This is a genomic window from Acidianus infernus, from assembly GCF_009729545.1.
Taxonomy (GTDB): Archaea; Thermoproteota; Thermoprotei_A; order Sulfolobales; family Sulfolobaceae; genus Acidianus; species Acidianus infernus.
The window spans coordinates 160,001-177,407 of sequence record NZ_WFIY01000004.1 but is presented as its reverse complement, the minus strand read 5'-3'; the positions used below and the strand labels follow the sequence as shown (position 1 = coordinate 177,407).

The window sequence follows — 17,407 nt, the reverse complement described above, 5'->3', positions numbered from 1 at the left end:
TTACTTCACACATGAGAAACAGTTCTCAAAAATAAATCTATTGTCGTATTGATTTAGATCATAAAAATATATTAAATTCAGTAACACGGGCCCATATCACCATTCAACTTTTAGGGCATTTCATCACTATTTATGAATACTTCATATTTTGTATATAAGCTACTGCATTTAATAATAGATACGGGGCTACTCTCTTATTCACGTAATAGAATCTTGGAGATATATTATAAACTAATGGATCTACAGGGTCGTTAATCCTCATTTCGCCTATTTCCTCAAATGGTATACGCCTAATTATCTCTTCTGGGTTATCAATGATCTCCTTAGGTTTGAATATTAAATCTGTAGTTGTATTACTATTTATTGCTCTAAGTGAGGCTATGAATGTTTCGTCACCATTTATAGGATTAAATGAAGTATAGAAGTCGCATGATTTTACTATATTTTCTAAATCTTCCATTAGACACCATCTAGTTTCTCTACTGTCTACATCAATAAAACTTACAATTCTATATTTGGATTCTGGCTTTCTCATTTGTTTTAACTTTGCCTCCAAGCTTTTTTGTGAGATTCCAAGGCTTTCTGAAAGTTCAGCTAGCGTATAAGCGCCTCCTTTTAGCGTATCATATATTATTGTTGAGATTCCCGTAATCCAAGGTTTTATTGGAGCCTGTAAAAGTACCGCATCTCCCAATGGAGTACTTCCATCATATTTTATTATTTTTATCTTTCCTCTTTTTATTTTATTAATAAACTTTATAGTGTTTTTAATTGAGAAATACTTAGATATAGTTTGTCTTAATGCGTCTTTAATTATCAACTTATCCTCTTTTGCATCTATTTTTCCAAGTTTTCCATAGCTTATCTGTATCTCTTTTAATGTAGAAATAAATAATGGCGATCTTAATATTGATCTTATTATAATTCTCTTAAGCTCTTTCTCATTATATTTTAACAATTCCTCTAGAAGGTCTTTTTCCGTATAATTGATTGAGAAGCCATAAATAGAGTATCTAGCATAATTGTTCAGGGAGTCTTTACTAGTAGCTAGGTATAGTAAAATATGTGCCAAAGTGCTTGCAATTTTCTCATTAATTAGTGTAGAATAGACAATTTCCTTATCTCTTTTTTCCTCTATTATGACATTCGGGGATGGCAGTGGTAGATTACGCGAAACATATTTGCCTATAATGTCAGAAATTTCCTTCCTTTTCTCCTTAAATAATACGTATATCTCCTTGGGTAAAAGATATGATTTAGAAATTCCATCTCCTCTCCATACTGGAATTTCTCCGTCTCCCTTATCTGCAGGCAATACATCAACAACCATCCTGGAAGTGTTTATTCTTACGATCTTCCATAGCTTTCCTCCTATTCTTATAATATCTCCACTTCTAATGTGCTTGTATACATATATGGCGTCGATTTCACCAATGTTTTTATCCTCCCATTTTAAAGTGAAAGTATCCGTACTATTAATCATTGAGAAGAATTCCGAAAATCCCCTAGACCAAGAGTAACCATTATTCCTATTAAAGTTCCATAGTTTAAAGAAGAATTTTCCAATGCTTAGTTTATCCCCTTTTATTGTAATTAAATTGTTTTTAGCTAAGTATTCTATTAATTCATTGAAAGTTTTTTCTGATAAATTCCTAAAAACGTATGAAGACGTAAGAATTTTGTATGCTTTTTCTTTCTCTACTTCATCATATTGTAAAATCATTCCTAGAATTTCCCTTGCTGCAACGTCAAGCGGTTTGCAAATATTTTGTCTTTCAACTTTTCCAAGCTTAGCTAGTTCACTAATAGCGTAAGCTTCAAGTAAATCGTGATCATAAATACAAATTATTTCTCCTCTAGGCTTGCCATAAATTTTATGCCCACTCCTTCCTAGTCTTTGTAGGAATGAAGCTACTGAAGGAGGAGGTCTAAACATAATTATTTTCTTAATATCTCCTATATCAATTCCTAGCTCAAGAGTTTTCGTACAAATAACTCCTTTAGCTTTGCCCGTTCTTAAATATTCTTCAACGTTTGATTTACTTTCTCTGGATATTGAAGAGTGATGAACGTAAAAATCTTTATCGTATTCTTCTAGTTCCTCATGCAATCTTTCTGTTAAAAATCTAGAATTTGTAAAGATTAGGGAAGGTTTTTCTACAGAAGAAATTATATGCTTTGCAACGTTTTTCCAAATATCTCCTGCAGAGTTTAGTTTTACTATAGAAAGCTCAAACTCTTTCTTGTCATTAACCTTCACTATTTCTGATTGCCTACTAGACGAACCAAAAAGGAAAGAGGCTACTAAGTCTTCATCATTTATTGTTGCCGATAAACCAATTCTTTGGAAATCGTAACCTATATAATCTTTTAATCTTTCTAGCAATACGGATAATTGAACCCCTCTTTTTGACCCAATGAGCTCATGAATTTCATCAACTATTACCCATTTCACATTCTTGTACTTTTCTCTAAATCTAGTAGCCCAATCTAAGTCTATTTCTAAGCCTTCTGGAGTTGTAACTAAAATGTGAGGGGTAATTTTTAATCTTAAATTCTTTTCTTTTTGCGGTACTTCTCCGTGCTTTCTATTAACATAGAATCCTAGTCTAGAAGCCCACCATTCTATTCTTAGAGTTAGATCATTTATTAAAGCCTTAAGAGGAGTTATGTAAATTAAAGATACGGGTTTAACGTTTGTTCTTAACATCATATCTAAGATTGGGATAAGTGCAGCTTCAGTTTTGCCGTATCCAGTTGGCGCAATTATTAGGGTGTTTTTCCCAGATAATATGGGCTCTAAGGACTTTTGTTGTATTTCTGTCATATTTTTCCAATTTCTTTCCTTCATTAGCTCTAGCAAACGATCGTCCAATTTTCGCATTTTACTTTTCACCGTTTATTTTGTATCCACGTATGAAAGCAACTTTTACAGTTATTTTTAAAAATTTAAATTCAGCCATCAAAGTTATGGAAGAAAAATACGTTTGTCTGACGTGTGGAAAGACATTCTATAGTGGACAAGGAATTATTCTTACGGTTGCAGATAGGAAATTGTATTTCCATAGTAAGGCTTGCGCCTATAAGTTCCTTAAGGAAGTTATATTAAATGCAGACAAAGACTGTATTTCATCTACCGTAAAGGATGTGTACAAGAAATATGAAGATCTTGCAAAGAAAAGAGAAGAAAATGCTAAAAAGAAGATCTGATTAGGTCTTTTCCTCACCTTTCAGTGTCCGCCACAATCTTCATCTTTATGTAAACAGTTTTATTAGTTAAAAAACGTTTAAGAATTTCTGGACAATCATGGTTGACGTAAAAAGAGTCAATACTTACGAGTGGCGAATAGAAAAAAGCGGTTGTATGAGAGTTCCTGTTACTATATTTGCTGACGACGTTTTAATAGATAAAATGAAACAGGATTTAACCTTAAAGCAGGCAACAAACGTAGCTTGCTTACCCGGTGTTCAAGAAGGAGTTTATGTACTTCCAGATGGGCATCAAGGGTATGGATTTCCTATAGGTGGAATTGCAGCTACTGCAATTGATGAAGGAGGAGTAGTTAGCCCAGGAGGAATAGGTTATGATATTAATTGTGGAGTAAGATTACTTAGAACAAATTTAGATTATGAAGACGTAAAACCTAAATTAAAAGATCTAGTAGAGGAGCTTCATAGAAATGTCCCTAGTGGAGTTGGTAGTGAAGGAAAAGTAAAATTATCAACTCAACAATTAGATGAGGTTCTAGCAGAAGGAGTAAAGTGGGCTATAAATAAGGGATACGGATGGGCAGAAGATATGGAACATATAGAACAACACGGTAGTTGGGATCTTGCGGATCCATCTAAAGTAAGTGATATAGCTAAGAAAAGAGGAGCCTCACAGTTAGGCACTTTAGGTGCTGGCAATCACTTCTTAGAAGTTCAAGTAGTTGATAAGATTTATGATGAGAGGATAGCTAAAGCACTAGGGATAACGCATGAAGGACAAGTAATGGTCATGGTTCATACTGGATCTAGAGGGTTGGGTCATCAGATTGCGAGCGATTATTTACAGATAATGGAAAGAGCTATGAAAAAATATAATATCACAGTTCCAGATAGAGAATTAGCAGCAATACCGTTTGAAAGCAGAGAAGGTCAAGATTATTTTCACGCAATGGTTTCTGGAGCAAATTTCGCGTGGACTAATAGGCAGTTAATAACACATTGGGTTAGAGAAAGCTTCGGAAACGTATTTAAGGTCGATCCTGAAAAATTAGACCTCCATATTATTTACGATGTAGCTCATAACATAGCTAAGATTGAAGAGTACGATGTAGAAGGAAAAAGGAAAAAGCTGCTAGTTCACAGGAAAGGTGCAACCAGAGCCTTCCCACCTGGTAGCCCTGAGATTCCAGCAGATCATAGAAATATTGGACAAGTGGTTCTTATACCAGGTAGCATGGGTACAGCAAGTTACGTTATGGCAGGAATTCCAGAAGGAAGGAGAACGTGGTATACTGCACCTCACGGTGCAGGTAGATGGATGTCTAGAGAAGCCGCTGTAAGAAGTTACCCTGCTAATACAGTTGTCGAAAACTTAGAAGAAAGAGGAATAATTGTAAGAGCAACAACCAGGAGAGTCATTGCAGAAGAAGCACCAGGGGCTTACAAAGACGTAGATAGAGTAGCAAAAGTAGCAGATGCAGTTAAAATAGCAAAACTAGTTGTAAGATTAAGACCAATAGGCGTGACCAAAGGATGAAAAGAGAAGATTTACTCACGGAAGTAGTTGGAGATATAACTTTAGAAGATATAAAAGGCCTAGACAAATATATTGAACTTTTCAATAAGATTTATGGATTTTCTGCCGAAGCTCTTTACAGAGGAGCTGAGATTTTAAAGGATATGCAGAAAGATGCAGACCTTAGATTCATATCTTTTACTGCAAACCTAGTTTCTACAGGTTTAAGAGGGTTATTTGCAGACCTTATAAGAAACGGTTACTTTAACGTTGTAATAACTACTGGAGGTACTATAGATCACGATATTGCTAGAAGTTGTGGCGGCAAGTACTATAAAGGGTCTTTTGATTACGACGATAAAATGCTAAGGGAGTTGCGCATTCACAGGTTAGGTAATATATTAGTCCCTATGGAGTCTTATGGTTTAGTAGTTGAGAGGGTAGTTAAGAATGTTGTAGATGAAATAGTTAAAGAGAAGAAAGAGTGGGCTGGATACGAGTTATTATGGGAATTTGGTAAAAGGATAAATGACCCTCATTCAATACTCAAAGCTGCTTATGAGAAAAAAGTACCAATTATTGTTCCTGGGATAGTAGACGGTAGCTTTGGTACTAATCTATTTGTTAGGTCACAATTTACTGGCTTACGTTTAAACCTTTTTGAGGATATGAGGCTAGTTAAGGATCTAGTATTCTCATGCAAGAGATCTGGGGCATTAATAATAGGAGGAGGAATAAGTAAGCATCATACTATATGGTGGAATCAGTTTAAGGATGGTTTAGATTATGCTATCTATTTAACTACAGCCCAAGAATACGACGGCAGTTTAAGTGGTGCGAAACCTAGAGAAGCTATTTCATGGAATAAAATTAGAGAGCATTCTAAAAACGTCGTTATTTACGGAGATGCTACAATAATTCTACCAATTTTGGCTTCAGCCTTATTAAGCTAAATGTCTTAGTAATATATCTGCGGTGAATAATTTGTCAGAGAAGTTTGCCAGTATTTCGCCTGCTGAGTTCTTTAAGAGGAATCCCGAACTGGCAGGATTCTCAAATCCTGCGAGGGCGCTTTATCAAGCTTTAAGAGAAATGGTGGAAAATTCTCTTGACGCAACTGACGTTCATGAGATTTTACCTTCTATCAAGATTATAATAGACTTAATTGATCAGGATAAGCAAATTTACAAATTAACTGTCGAAGATAATGGAATAGGAATTCCACCTCATGTTGTGCCAGATGCCTTTGGTAGAGTCCTTTACAGTTCAAAATATGTAATTAGACAAACTAGAGGTATGTACGGACTTGGAGTAAAGGCTGCGGTTCTTTATAGTCAGATGTATCAAGATAGGCCAGTGGAAATAATGACCTCACCTATAAATTCAAAGAGAATTTACTTTTTCAAATTGAAGATTGACGTGACGAAAAACGAACCAATAATCTATGAAAGATCGTCAATTCTTAACGATAAAGGATTTCACGGAACGTCTGTTACGTTGTATTTACTGGGAGATTGGCAGAGGTCTAAGGCTAGAATATACGAATATATTAAAAGAACTTATATTGTAGCACCTTATGCTGAATTCTTCTTTAAAGACCCAGAAGGTAACGTTGTATATTATAAGAGGCTTACTACGAAAATTCCTGAACCACCAAAGGAAGTGAAACCCCATCCTTACGGTGTTGATATAGAATTATTAAAGAATATGATTGCAAAACAAAAGAACGATTATGAAGTTAAAGATTTCTTAACTAAGGAATTCCAAAGCGTAGGAGATGTTACAGCGTTAAAAATACTAGAAATGGCTAAGATTAATCCTGATAAGAAGATAAAATCTTTGAAAGATGACGAGCTTGCAAGACTTACAGAAGCTATGAAAAAATTTGAAGATTTTAGACCTCCGTCTCCTGACGCATTATCCGTAATTGGAGCGGATCTTATAGAATTAAGCCTCAAGAACATGTTTAACCCGGAATTCGTTGCAGCATTAACAAGAAAGCCCAAGGCGTATCAAGGTCATCCTTTCATAGTGGAAGTAGGGATTGCTTACGGCGGAGCTATACAGCCAATGGAAGAACCACTAGTATTAAGATATGCTAACAAAATTCCCTTAATTTACGATGAGAAATCTGATGTAATCTGGAAAGTTGTGGAAGAAATAGACTGGAAGAGGTATGGAATAGAAGAAGAACAAAAGCCGCTAGTAGTTATGGTTCACCTTTGCAGTACTAAAGTTCCATATAAGAGTGCAGGAAAGGAAAGCATTGCAGATGTTGAAGAAATAGAGAAGGAAATAAAGAACGGTATAATGGAGGTTTCCAGAAAGTTAAGATTGTACATTTCAGAGAAAAAGAAGGAAGAAGAAGCAAGGAAGAAAATGCTTACTTACCTTAAGTATATTCCAGAAATAGCTAGAAGCTTAGCTGTATTCGCCACCGATGATAAAAAGGAGCTAATTCCCAAAGTTCAGGATGAAATACAATCAAAGCTTTTTGAAATAGTGAAAAAGAAGTTAGATGTAAAAGATGAAGAGGAATATAAAATGTATAGGGTGGAGGCATTATGAGCGAATTCATATCAAAGGTTGATATAGAGGCTAGGAAAAGAGCAGCGGAAATATTAAAGAAAAAATTCCTAACTTTGCTAGATCAAATTAACAAAGGAGAACCATTAGTTTTAGAAATTCCTAAGAGAACTTTAAATAATACGGTATATGATGAAAATAGGAAATTACTTTTATTAGGAGAGGAAAAATTAAAGAGAAGTTTTCTAGATCTAAATGAAGCAAGAAGATTTATGCAAACTACATTAATGGCAAGCATAATCTATGATGCTCTAGTTAATAATGAATACCCAACTATACGTGACTTATATTATAGAGGAAAGCACTCGATCGTATTAAAGGCGCCTAACGGTAAGACGTATGAGGAAAATACTTGGGATGAACAGAAGGAATCGGATAGCGTAATAGTCGACATTGAAGTATTTACTTCATTATTAAGAGAGGATATGTTAATACTAAGTAAAGAAAAGGGAAAAGTAGTTGGTGACATGAGAATAAGAAGCGGAAACGATGTCATAGATTTAAGTAAAATGGGCCACGGTGCTTACTCCATTGAACCAACTCCGGATTTAATAGACTTCGTAGACGTTAAGGCAGACTTTGTACTAGTTGTAGAGAAAGACGCAGTATTCCAGCAACTTCATAGAGAAGGATTCTGGAAGAAATATAACGCAATACTAGTTACAAGCGCTGGTCAACCAGATAGAGCTACAAGAAGATTCGTAAGGAGACTGAATGAGGAACTGAAATTACCGGTTTATATATTGACTGATGCAGACCCTTATGGATGGTATATTTATAGTGTATTTAGAATAGGTTCAATAAACTTATCTTATGAGAGCGAAAGACTTGCTACTCCTAATGCAAGGTTCTTAGGTGTGTCCATGGGTGATATATTTGGTACTCCCAAGAAAAAGGCTTATTTAACTGAAAAGGAGAGGAATGCTTTTATCATAAAGGCAAAGGATTACGATATAAAGAGAGCATTGGAAATAAAGAATTATGAGTGGTTTAAAACTAAAGCTTGGCAGGAGGAAATAGATATGTTCTTACAAAAGAAGGCTAAGCTAGAAATCGAAGCAATGGCTAGTAAAGGACTAAAGTTCCTTGCATTCCAGTATATTCCAGAAAAGATACAAACAAATGACTTTATTAGCTAAATCAGCCGAGACAGGTTATTTCATCAAATCAAAGATCTGGGGCTCTTCATTCAAAGATAGATTATTGCATTTGCCCTAAAAATCTTTACTTTACTTCTTCATCTATATATCCTAAAATTTCGTTAAAAGTATTCTTTTTACATACATTACAATAAATATAAATAGTCTTTTGTCTTCCTATATCAAAACTGATATTAAGAATTCTCTCAGTACCACAAGATGTGCACTTAACTTTCCAACCCATACAGATTTAAGTTTCTTTGAAAATAATAAAACTGCTGTGAAGAGAGTATCCTACTGAAGCGATGATGAAGGGCCAAAGCTCGGAGCAATAAACATAAGAGTTAAAAACTATCCAATAAATCTTGAGGATGGATAATCATGGGTGTAAATTACGCCAAAGTAGGTGACTTAAAAGAAGGTAATTATATAGTTATAGATGGAGAACCTTGTAGAGTAGTTGAAATAACGAAAGCAAAAACCGGTAAGCATGGTGCTGCAAAAGCTAACGTCGTTGCAGTAAGCATATTCACCGGGGCTAAAAAGACACTAATGGCCCCAGTCGACGATCAAGTTGAAATTCCGATAATTGAAAAGCATGTAGGGCAAATATTAGCAGATATGGGCGATAAAATTCAAGTAATGGATATGGATACGTACGAGACTTTTGAAATGGAAAAGCCAAAAGAGGAAGACTTAGCAAGCAAAATAAGACCTGGTGCAGAAGTAGAATACTGGACTATAATGGGGAGAAGAAAAATTGTAAGGGTAAAGTGAATTGTTAGATAATTTAAGAGATGCTGTAAGGAAATTTTTAACCGGCTCGTCTTCTTATGATAAGGCTGTAGAAGATTTCATAAAGGAATTACAAAAATCCTTAATTTCTGCAGATGTTAATGTAAAATTAGTTTTTTCACTAACAAATAAAATAAAGGAAAGATTAAAGAATGAAAAACCGCCAACCTATATTGAAAGAAGAGAATGGTTCATAAAAATAGTTTACGATGAATTATCCAACCTCTTTGGTGGAGATAAAGAACCGAAAGTAATTCCAGATAAGATACCTTACGTTATAATGTTGGTAGGAGTTCAGGGCACCGGAAAAACTACTACTGCAGGAAAATTAGCTTACTTTTATAAGAAAAAAGGATTTAAAGTAGGTCTCGTAGGAGCAGATGTTTATAGACCTGCCGCACTAGAACAATTACAACAATTAGGCCAACAAATTGGAGTACCAGTTTATGGAGAGCCAGGAGAGAAAGATGCTGTAGGAATAGCCAAAAGAGGAGTAGAAAAATTCCTGAGAGAAAAGATGGAAATAATAATAGTTGACACGGCAGGACGTCATGGTTATGGTGAAGAAGCAGCATTACTAGAGGAGATGAAGAACATTTATGAAGCAATAAAGCCTGATGAAGTAACTTTAGTAATTGATGCTTCTATAGGTCAAAAAGCTTATGATTTAGCTTCAAAATTTAATCAAGCATCGAAGATAGGTACTATAATTATAACCAAAATGGACGGTACAGCAAAAGGCGGTGGAGCTTTATCAGCGGTAGCCGCAACTGGGGCAACGATAAAATTCATAGGAACTGGAGAAAAAATAGACGAACTTGAAGTATTCAATCCTAGAAGATTTGTGGCAAGAATCCTAGGAATGGGCGATATTGAAACCATTCTAGAAAAAATTAAGGAAGTAGAAAATTATGATAAAATGCAGAAGAAAATGGAAGAAGTAATCTCTGGTAAAGGTAAGCTAACATTGCGTGATGTATATAATCAGCTCATAGCATTAAGAAAAATGGGTCCATTATCAAAGTTGTTTCAACTATTACCCGGGATCGGAATGCTTGGTCAAATTCCTGAAGATCAGCTAAAAGTAGGAGAGGAAAAAATGAGAAAGTGGCTAGCGATAATGAACTCTATGACGTATGAGGAATTAGATAATCCATCAATAATAGATAAGTCAAGAATGAGAAGAATAGCTTTAGGTTCTGGAACTGAGATAGAAGACGTCAAAGAATTAATAGAGCATTATAATTTAATGCAAAGGACTATTAAGATGCTTAAGAGGAGAAAGAAAGATGTCGAAAAACTCCTTGGACAATTTGGAGGAGAAAGCACTTGAATTATTAAAAAAATATCCTCTTTGTGATAGTTGCTTAGGTAGATGTTTTGCTAAATTAGGCTATAGGTTTACAAATAAAGAAAGAGGTAAAGCGATAAAAACTTACTTGGTTCTAGAACTTGATAGGAAAATTAAAGATCACGAGTTGGAAGACCTTAATGAAATTAAGGAAATTCTTTTCAACATGGGAAAGGAATATTCTGGAATATTTGAGATATACTTTTCCAACGAAAAATTTCAGGAAAGGACTTGTTATATTTGTAATTCAGAAATTGATGAAATAAAAGAGGACTTTTTTAAAAAAGCCCTAGATTTTCTCAAGAAACAAGGTAAGGTAAAGTACGTATTAGGAGTAAAGCTCTCAGAACAACTATCTAGATTAGAAAACGAATTTATCTTCAGCAACGGGCTGATATACTACGAAAGCATAAGGAATGAGATAAAGAGAGAAGTAGGCAAAATGCTAGCAAAAGAAGGTTACGAGCCGTGCATTGAAAACCCAGACGTTGACATAATTTATGATTTAGGAACTAGGAGTATCTATACTATATCAAAAAAGTACAAAACATTATACTTATATTCTAGGCTATCTAGAAGAGTACCTATATCAAGTTGGTATGGAAAAGATTCGCTGGAAGAAGAATTTAACGGAAAAGAGATCCTTGTTCCTTTTACAGAACCTTCTGAGGTAAGAATACTTGACGAATATCCATTAATAATCTCAGACGAAGATAGAGAGGAAATAGAGGTCAAAGGATATTTTATGAGAAAAATTGGAAAAATAGCTGGAAGAGAGATATCAGCAATAATGACTGCTAAGCCGGAAAAGAGGATGTATTCAGTTCTTATTTATTCAAAAGAAGAAATAGGAGAAAGAGTGTTAGGAAATATTAAACTTTTAACCGTTGAAGCTAGAGATTTTAAAGAATTAAAGGAAAAATTAAAAGATATAAAAGGAGAGATAATTTCCATAGATCTTCTAGAAAGTGAAGGAAAACACAAAATTTTGGAAAACAAACTAACCCTATGATTGGTTTAATAGGCTTAGGAGTAATGGGTTGGAGAATAGGAGCAAACTTGGCTAACGATAAAAAATTAGATATTGTATGGGATAGAAATGAAGAAAAAAGGAAAGAGTTCGCTAAAAAGTATAACGTTAAAGAGGCTAAAACCCCGCAAGAGTTGGTTCAATCTTCTGATATTATAATCTCAATGTTAGCAGACGATAATGCAGTAAATTCAGTAATTTCCCCTTTAGCGCAGCTAATGAAAGGAAAAATACTAATAGACATGTCAACAATTTCCCCTTCCTTAAGCATTACACTAGCAAATAAAATTAAGGAAAACGGAGGAGTAATGTACGATGCACCAGTTATAGGGACTTCAGTATTTGTAGAACAAAAGAAAATCACCGTATTAGTAGGAGGTCCTAAAGAATATTTTGATAAAGTAAAAGATTTACTATCATCGACGTCAAACAACATAGTATATATGGGAGATAACGGCTTCGGTCTTTATGCAAAATTAGTAAATAACTTATTACTAGGAGCATACGCTGTTGCCTTAGCAGAAGCGTATAATTTTGGAATAAAAAGCGGTCTTGATAAAGATAAAGTTGCTAAAATTTTGATGGAATTAAGTAGTGCAAAGTCTCCAACGTCAGAAATTAAAACTCCAAAAATGGTTAGCGGAGATTATTCAACTCAATTCGCCACAAAACATATGAGAAAAGATTTAGAAATAATACAAAGAGAAGCGCAGAATTTGAAGGTAATAACTCCCATGTCGTCATTAGCTTTACAATTTTATAGAATGGCGGAGGCATTAGGTTATTCAGAAAGCGACTATGTATCTGTCCTAGAGATATTCAAAAAACTATCACCTAGTTAAAATTTTTGATAATCTTTCCTTAAATTTATCAAAAGAGAAATTTAAAGTCACATCCCTAAAATCGTTTTCATACTTAGAGGCTTCAATTATAGCATTTGCAGCCTCTTCCACGTTAGAGTACCCAAAACCGTACTTACCTTCTTTTACAATATCTAGCCAAGCACCACCACTTTTATGGACTACTGGAATTAGTCCCGCAGACATTGCTTCAACGATACTTATTCCAAAATGCTCGTTAACTTTAGGATGAAAGTAAACCTTTGCTTTACTCAAATAATTAATTATATCGTCGTGAGTAAAATCTTCTACAATTTTTACATTGCCTAACTTTCCTGAAATGCTCTTAACTTCTTCAAGGTATTTCTTACTTCTACCCGAAGAGCCTAATAAAACAAAAGTAAAATCCTTAAGAACTTTAGCTACGGAAAACAAGTTCTCAAGGTTCTTCTCTGGAGCAATTCTAGAAATGCTTAAAACAAGCTTTGGATCTCTATTTCCCTTAATTTTCAAATATTCCCCAACTTCAACTGGCGGATAAAGTACCTCGTAAGAATATCCAGAAAGTTCCAAAATTTTCCCAGTCCAAGTAGAATTTGCTAGTAATTTACTCTTACTTTTAGAAAAGAAAAGTCTGTGGAAATATTTATAAGGCAAGAAATAAGCCCTCATTTTCATATTTTTAATATAAGGCTCGTTATCTTCAGCGTTAATTATCTTCAAGTTATCAGTTAAAGACCAAGGGAAGTGAATATAACTATAATCCGCATTAGTTATATCTCCTATAGTACTAAAAGTATTTCCTGGTCTCGTTAGTATGCTGGTAAAAAGGGCCTTATAAAGGCCAAATTTTATAGGAAATTTCTTCACGACGATTTCATCTGGCACTACGAAATTTTTATCCCATTTTTTTACCTTCTCTACATCTATGTAGAGTGTAACTAACTTAACCTTAAATCCCATGGACTTCAAGGTACTTAAAACAGCAATTGCAACTCTCTCGCTACCTCCTAGTACCTCAAAACTATGGTGATATAAAGTATATTCGACCACGAACATTTATTCTAAAACTATAATTAAAAACCTATGAAGAGGGCACTAATAACAGCCTCAACTGAAGGCATTGGAAAAGGAATTGCTAAAGCTTTAGCAAAACAAAGTTTCTCACTAGTTATAACTTCCAGATCTGAGGAAAAAGTAAAGAAGACTGTTGAAGAACTAAGAGCTATTAATCCTTCAATTTGGGGAAAAACCTCAGATATGACAAACCTAAAAAGTTTAGAAGAGTTAGTATCTTTTTCCATTGATAAGTTGGGCGGAATAGATCTCCTTGTTGTAAACACAGGAAATCCCAGCAAAGAGCCGTCACTCTTTGAAGAAACTACAGACGAAGACTGGGAATATTCAGTAAAATTATATCTATTAAGCGCAGTAAAACTAACTAAATTAGTCCTACCTAAAATGAAGGAACAACGCTTCGGTAGAATAATCTATTTATCATCATGGACTGTAAAGGAACCACAAGATATATTCGTTTTAGCCGACGTTTCAAGGGCTCCACTAATACAATTAGCTAAAATTCTCTCAAAGGATTATGGTAAGTATAATATTACCTTCAACGTCATTTTGATGGGCAGTTTTAACACTCCTGGAGCTAGGAGAGGAATTGAGAGATTAGCAAAAGCTAGGAAGAAATCTTTCGAAGAAGTATGGAAAGAGGAAGTACTCGACAGAATACCCTTAGGAAGGATAGGAGATCCGGAGAAAGATTTAGGAAAACTAATCCTTTTCCTTTATGACTCCGATTACATAACTGGCACTTCAATATTAATAGACGGCGGAAATACTAGGGCAGTATAACCATCTGTGGTCAGCGGAAATACTAGGTCAGTACAACAGGGGAAGATGAAGAATTATGAAAATGCGGAAATACTATGGCAGTAAACATTTTCTCTTTAAAAGTAATACTTTGAGGGAATCCTTCACTATTACCCTTGAAGGATTAATGGGATTAACAATTAGAACACTCATGGAAAGGTTTTTAACCTAAGTGCCTTAACATAAAATTGACATGAGCTCTAAAAAGGCAATAAAAGTAAAAACTCCATCTGGAAAAGAAGTAGAGTTAGCTCCAGAAAAAGCCTGGTCATTAGCACCAAAGGGAAGGAAAGGAGTAAAAATAGGATTATTTAAAGACCCAGAAACCGGAAAGTACTTCAGAAGGAAATTACCAGACGACTACCAAATCTAAACTTTTTTACCGTACTTTTCTTCTTATGTTGATGAAACTCATCTTAAAATTAAGTGGAAAAATATTTGATGAAGAAGACCCACAAAAACTTCTCACATTGAAGGAAGTAGTAAAAGAACTAGTAAATGAAGGAAATAGAGTAGGAATAGTAACCGGAGGAGGAAGTACAGCAAGGAAGTATATATCCTTAGCTAGAAGGATGGGTTCAAACGAAGCTTACCTAGATTTATTGGGCATATGGGCTTCAAGGTTAAACGCTTACTTAGTTGTTTTCTCTTTAAACGACTTGGCATACATGAAAGTTCCAGAAAGCCTTGAGGACTTTATCCAGGCTTGGTCTTACGGAAAAGTAGTAGTAACCGGAGGTTTCCAGCCAGGGCAGTCAACTGCTGCAGTTTCAGCTTTAGTAGCAGAAGCTTCCAACGCTGACTTATTAATAATAGCAACGAACGTTGACGGAGTTTACGATAGAGACCCTAGAATATATAAAGACGCGAGGCTATTGACAAAAATTAACACAGAAAAGTTAAAGGAAATTTTAGAAAGAACGCAATCAGTAAAAGCTGGTACTTACGAATTACTAGACCCGATGGCAATAAAAATAGTTGAAAGATCCAAGATTAAGGTTATAGTCATGAACTACAATAAGCTAGGAAAACTAAAAGATATAATAGCCGGGAAAGAAATTTCAACCTTAGTGGAGCCAGAATAATGTCAGTCCTAGATCAGGAGGAATTTATACAATTAAGAAAATTTAAGGGAAAGGCAAATAAAGAAGAATTACAGAAAATATTAGAGGAGATTGAAGAACAAGTGAATAAAGGAGTTTCATTACGCTCATCAATAATATTCACCTACGCAAATTACGTTGAAGAAGTAAAGAAAAATAAAGATTTTTATAATTTGATCTCAACAATTTTGGAGAAATATTCACCAAAATTAGGCGTAGAAAACGTAACAGAATTAATAATTAACACACTTTCATAGTTCGAAAAACAAACTCCTCATTACAGTGTAACTTATATTGCCTTTTCAAAGATAGAGATTTTTAGGTGCGATTTTTGAAAGTAGGAATTTTGGACTCAACGCTAAGAGAAGGAGAACAAACACCAGGAGTAGTATTTACAACAGAGCAAAGAGTAGAAATAGCAAAGGCGCTCTCAGAACTAGGAGTATCAATGATAGAAGCAGGACACCCTGCAGTTTCACCAGACATTTACGAAGGAATAAAAAGGATAGTAAAATTAAAGAAAGAAGGGGAAATAACTCCGGAAATAGTAGGTCACAGTAGGGCAGTTAAAAAGGACATTGAAATAGCAGCTGAATTAGAAGTTGATAGGATAGCAATATTTTACGGAATAAGCGACATTCATTTAAAGGCTAAAACAGGAAAAACCAGGGAAGAAGCATTAAGCATAATAGCCGAGGCAGTGTCTTATGCAAAAGAACACGGAGCAAAAGTAAGGTTTACTGCAGAAGACGCAACCAGAGCAGACTTAGAATATTTAACTCAAGTTATAAAAACTGCTAGAGACGCGGGAGCAGACAGGATAGGCATAGCGGACACTGTAGGAATCCTTTATCCTTCAAAGACTAGGGAATTGTTTTCATACTTATCAAAAATCCCGGGAGTTGAATACGATATTCACGCTCACAACGATTTAGGTTTAGCAGTAGCAAACTCATTAGCCGCAGTAGAAGGAGGAGCAACAATAATCCATGCAACAGTTAACGGCTTAGGAGAAAGAGTAGGAATAACACCATTACAAGTAATAGCAGCAGCACTAAAATACCACTTTAACGTCGAAGTTGTAAAGCTTGAATTATTACCTAAAATATCGAGCCTTGTGGAAAAATATAGCGGAATCCCTACACCTCCAAACTTCCCAATAACTGGAGATTACGCATTCTTACACAAAGCGGGAATTCACGTCCAAGGAATATTAAACGACCCAAGAACTTACGAATTCATGCCGCCAGAAACTTTCGGAAGAAATAGGGATTACGTTATTGATAAATACACAGGAAAACACGCTTTAAAAGACAGATTCGAAAGATTAGGAGTTTCATTATCTGAAGAAGAACTAGAACAAGTTCTAGCAAAAATAAAATCAAACCCTAACGTAAGGTTTTACAGAGACGTTGACTTATTGGAAATTGCTGAAGAAGTTACTGGAAGAATATTAAAACCAAGACCGCCAGAAAAAGTTGAGGCATTAATATCAATAAAATGCGACTCAAACGTTTACACTACAGCAGTTACTAGGAAAATATCAGTAATACCCGGCGTAAAGGAGGTAATGGAAATATCGGGGGATTACGACATTTTAGCCAAAATAGAGGCAAAGGATCCAACAGAGTTAAATAATATAATAGAGAGCATAAGGTCAGTAAAAGGGGTGTCGTCAACACTAACATCACTAGTTCTAAAGAAAATGTAACGCATTAAGCTTTTTAAAAATCAAATGGAAATAATAACTTGCGGGTGTGCCCGAGCGGCCCAAGGGGGCGGACTCAAGATCCGCTGGCGAAGGCCATCCGGGGTTCAAATCCCCGCACCCGCATTGTGGGAGATACCCCGCCCCAATTTCTTATCTAAGGGAACCTACGTAAAGGTACCTTAACTTATATTTCAATATAGTAATACCTTCCCTTATTCTCGCTTAGAGAGAATTTGTCCATACGTATAA

17 protein-coding genes and 1 tRNA gene are annotated in these 17,407 nt (G+C 35.0%); 15 read left to right on the top strand and 3 right to left on the bottom strand.

Going from position 1 to position 17,407, the window contains the following annotated elements:
• Window positions 1-130: 130 nt before the first annotated feature.
• A complete protein-coding gene (locus D1867_RS01080; RefSeq protein WP_155862438.1) occupies window positions 131-2,884 on the bottom strand; it encodes a DEAD/DEAH box helicase in 2,754 nt (917 codons plus the stop codon).
• An 86-nt stretch (window positions 2,885-2,970) separates the two neighbouring features.
• Between D1867_RS01080 and D1867_RS01075 the strand changes: the two genes are divergently transcribed.
• The 5 genes from D1867_RS01075 to D1867_RS01055 all read left to right on the top strand — a co-directional run bounded on the left by D1867_RS01075 (window position 2,971) and on the right by D1867_RS01055 (window position 8,451).
• Complete coding sequence (locus tag D1867_RS01075) at window positions 2,971-3,210, top strand: hypothetical protein (RefSeq protein WP_152941094.1); 240 nt, start codon at window positions 2,971-2,973, stop codon at window positions 3,208-3,210.
• Between the two features lie 97 nt (window positions 3,211-3,307).
• Window positions 3,308-4,747, top strand: a complete 1,440-nt coding sequence (locus D1867_RS01070) for an RtcB family protein (RefSeq protein WP_205737128.1) — start codon at window positions 3,308-3,310, stop codon at window positions 4,745-4,747.
• Window positions 4,744-5,679 carry a deoxyhypusine synthase gene (locus tag D1867_RS01065; protein WP_155862437.1) on the top strand — a complete coding sequence of 312 codons (936 nt, stop codon included), beginning with the start codon at window positions 4,744-4,746 and terminating at the stop codon, window positions 5,677-5,679. Before D1867_RS01070 ends, D1867_RS01065 begins: the two co-directional genes overlap by 4 nt.
• 31 nt (window positions 5,680-5,710) lie before the next feature.
• Window positions 5,711-7,294, top strand: a complete 1,584-nt coding sequence (locus tag D1867_RS01060; protein ID WP_155862436.1) for a DNA topoisomerase VI subunit B — start codon at window positions 5,711-5,713, stop codon at window positions 7,292-7,294.
• On the top strand, window positions 7,288-8,451 hold the full coding sequence (locus D1867_RS01055; RefSeq protein WP_338078072.1) for a DNA topoisomerase IV subunit A: 1,164 nt from the start codon (window positions 7,288-7,290) through the stop codon (window positions 8,449-8,451). Before D1867_RS01060 ends, D1867_RS01055 begins: the two co-directional genes overlap by 7 nt.
• A gap of 85 nt (window positions 8,452-8,536) precedes the next feature.
• Here D1867_RS01055 and D1867_RS12190 read toward each other — a convergent pair whose 3' ends face one another.
• Window positions 8,537-8,695 carry a hypothetical protein gene (locus D1867_RS12190; RefSeq protein ID WP_170283896.1) on the bottom strand — a complete coding sequence of 53 codons (159 nt, stop codon included), beginning with the start codon at window positions 8,693-8,695 and terminating at the stop codon, window positions 8,537-8,539.
• Between the two features lie 137 nt (window positions 8,696-8,832).
• Between D1867_RS12190 and D1867_RS01050 the strand changes: the two genes are divergently transcribed.
• The 4 genes from D1867_RS01050 to D1867_RS01035 are packed head-to-tail and all read left to right on the top strand — an operon-like array spanning window position 8,833 to window position 12,469.
• Window positions 8,833-9,228, top strand: a complete 396-nt coding sequence (locus tag D1867_RS01050; protein WP_013776220.1) for a translation initiation factor IF-5A — start codon at window positions 8,833-8,835, stop codon at window positions 9,226-9,228.
• 1 nt (window position 9,229) lies between these two features.
• Window positions 9,230-10,579 (top strand): signal recognition particle protein Srp54, encoded by a 1,350-nt coding sequence (locus tag D1867_RS01045; RefSeq protein ID WP_155862434.1) that lies wholly within the window; start codon window positions 9,230-9,232, stop codon window positions 10,577-10,579.
• Window positions 10,536-11,609, top strand: a complete 1,074-nt coding sequence (locus tag D1867_RS01040; RefSeq protein ID WP_155862433.1) for a pseudouridylate synthase — start codon at window positions 10,536-10,538, stop codon at window positions 11,607-11,609. The genes D1867_RS01045 and D1867_RS01040 overlap by 44 nt, the downstream gene beginning before the upstream one ends.
• Window positions 11,606-12,469, top strand: a complete 864-nt coding sequence (locus D1867_RS01035) for an NAD(P)-dependent oxidoreductase (protein WP_155862432.1) — start codon at window positions 11,606-11,608, stop codon at window positions 12,467-12,469. Before D1867_RS01040 ends, D1867_RS01035 begins: the two co-directional genes overlap by 4 nt.
• On the opposite strand, the gene D1867_RS12675 is transcribed toward D1867_RS01035, so the two are convergent.
• Window positions 12,458-13,519 (bottom strand): glycosyltransferase, encoded by a 1,062-nt coding sequence (locus D1867_RS12675; protein WP_162309144.1) that lies wholly within the window; start codon window positions 13,517-13,519, stop codon window positions 12,458-12,460. The genes D1867_RS01035 and D1867_RS12675 overlap by 12 nt on opposite strands.
• A 33-nt stretch (window positions 13,520-13,552) precedes the next feature.
• Here D1867_RS12675 and D1867_RS01025 point away from each other — a divergent pair, with 33 nt between their 5' ends.
• From D1867_RS01025 to D1867_RS01000, 6 genes are all read left to right on the top strand, one after another.
• Complete coding sequence (locus D1867_RS01025) at window positions 13,553-14,326, top strand: SDR family oxidoreductase (RefSeq protein WP_155862430.1); 774 nt, start codon at window positions 13,553-13,555, stop codon at window positions 14,324-14,326.
• A 211-nt stretch (window positions 14,327-14,537) separates the two neighbouring features.
• Window positions 14,538-14,717 carry a chromatin protein Cren7 gene (locus D1867_RS01020; protein ID WP_013776226.1) on the top strand — a complete coding sequence of 60 codons (180 nt, stop codon included), beginning with the start codon at window positions 14,538-14,540 and terminating at the stop codon, window positions 14,715-14,717.
• Window positions 14,718-14,748: 31 nt separating this feature from the next.
• Window positions 14,749-15,429 (top strand): UMP kinase, encoded by a 681-nt coding sequence (gene pyrH / locus D1867_RS01015; RefSeq protein ID WP_155862429.1) that lies wholly within the window; start codon window positions 14,749-14,751, stop codon window positions 15,427-15,429.
• Window positions 15,429-15,704, top strand: a complete 276-nt coding sequence (locus D1867_RS01010; RefSeq protein WP_155862428.1) for a hypothetical protein — start codon at window positions 15,429-15,431, stop codon at window positions 15,702-15,704. Before pyrH ends, D1867_RS01010 begins: the two co-directional genes overlap by 1 nt.
• 65 nt (window positions 15,705-15,769) lie before the next feature.
• Window positions 15,770-17,158: a homocitrate synthase gene (gene lysS / locus D1867_RS01005; RefSeq protein WP_420809272.1), complete on the top strand. Its 1,389-nt coding sequence runs from the start codon at window positions 15,770-15,772 to the stop codon at window positions 17,156-17,158.
• 40 nt (window positions 17,159-17,198) lie between these two features.
• A tRNA-Leu gene (locus D1867_RS01000) sits at window positions 17,199-17,281 on the top strand.
• Window positions 17,282-17,407 lie beyond the last annotated feature (126 nt).

Bases quoted from the DNA above. Each gene is read 5' to 3' on its own strand.
- D1867_RS01075 (WP_152941094.1), top strand. From the start codon at position 2,971: ATGGAAGAAAAATACGTTTGTCTGACGTGTGGAAAGACATTCTATAGT.
- D1867_RS01070 (WP_205737128.1), top strand. From the start codon at position 3,308: ATGGTTGACGTAAAAAGAGTCAATACTTACGAGTGGCGAATAGAAAAA.
- D1867_RS01020 (WP_013776226.1), top strand. From the start codon at position 14,538: ATGAGCTCTAAAAAGGCAATAAAAGTAAAAACTCCATCTGGAAAAGAA.
- D1867_RS01050 (WP_013776220.1), top strand. From the start codon at position 8,833: ATGGGTGTAAATTACGCCAAAGTAGGTGACTTAAAAGAAGGTAATTAT.
- D1867_RS01035 (WP_155862432.1), top strand. From the start codon at position 11,606: ATGATTGGTTTAATAGGCTTAGGAGTAATGGGTTGGAGAATAGGAGCA.
- D1867_RS01065 (WP_155862437.1), top strand. From the start codon at position 4,744: ATGAAAAGAGAAGATTTACTCACGGAAGTAGTTGGAGATATAACTTTA.
- D1867_RS12190 (WP_170283896.1), bottom strand. From the start codon at position 8,695: ATGGGTTGGAAAGTTAAGTGCACATCTTGTGGTACTGAGAGAATTCTT.
- D1867_RS01010 (WP_155862428.1), top strand. From the start codon at position 15,429: ATGTCAGTCCTAGATCAGGAGGAATTTATACAATTAAGAAAATTTAAG.
- D1867_RS01080 (WP_155862438.1), bottom strand. From the start codon at position 2,884: ATGCGAAAATTGGACGATCGTTTGCTAGAGCTAATGAAGGAAAGAAAT.
- D1867_RS01040 (WP_155862433.1), top strand. From the start codon at position 10,536: ATGTCGAAAAACTCCTTGGACAATTTGGAGGAGAAAGCACTTGAATTA.
- pyrH (WP_155862429.1), top strand. From the start codon at position 14,749: ATGAAACTCATCTTAAAATTAAGTGGAAAAATATTTGATGAAGAAGAC.
- D1867_RS01025 (WP_155862430.1), top strand. From the start codon at position 13,553: ATGAAGAGGGCACTAATAACAGCCTCAACTGAAGGCATTGGAAAAGGA.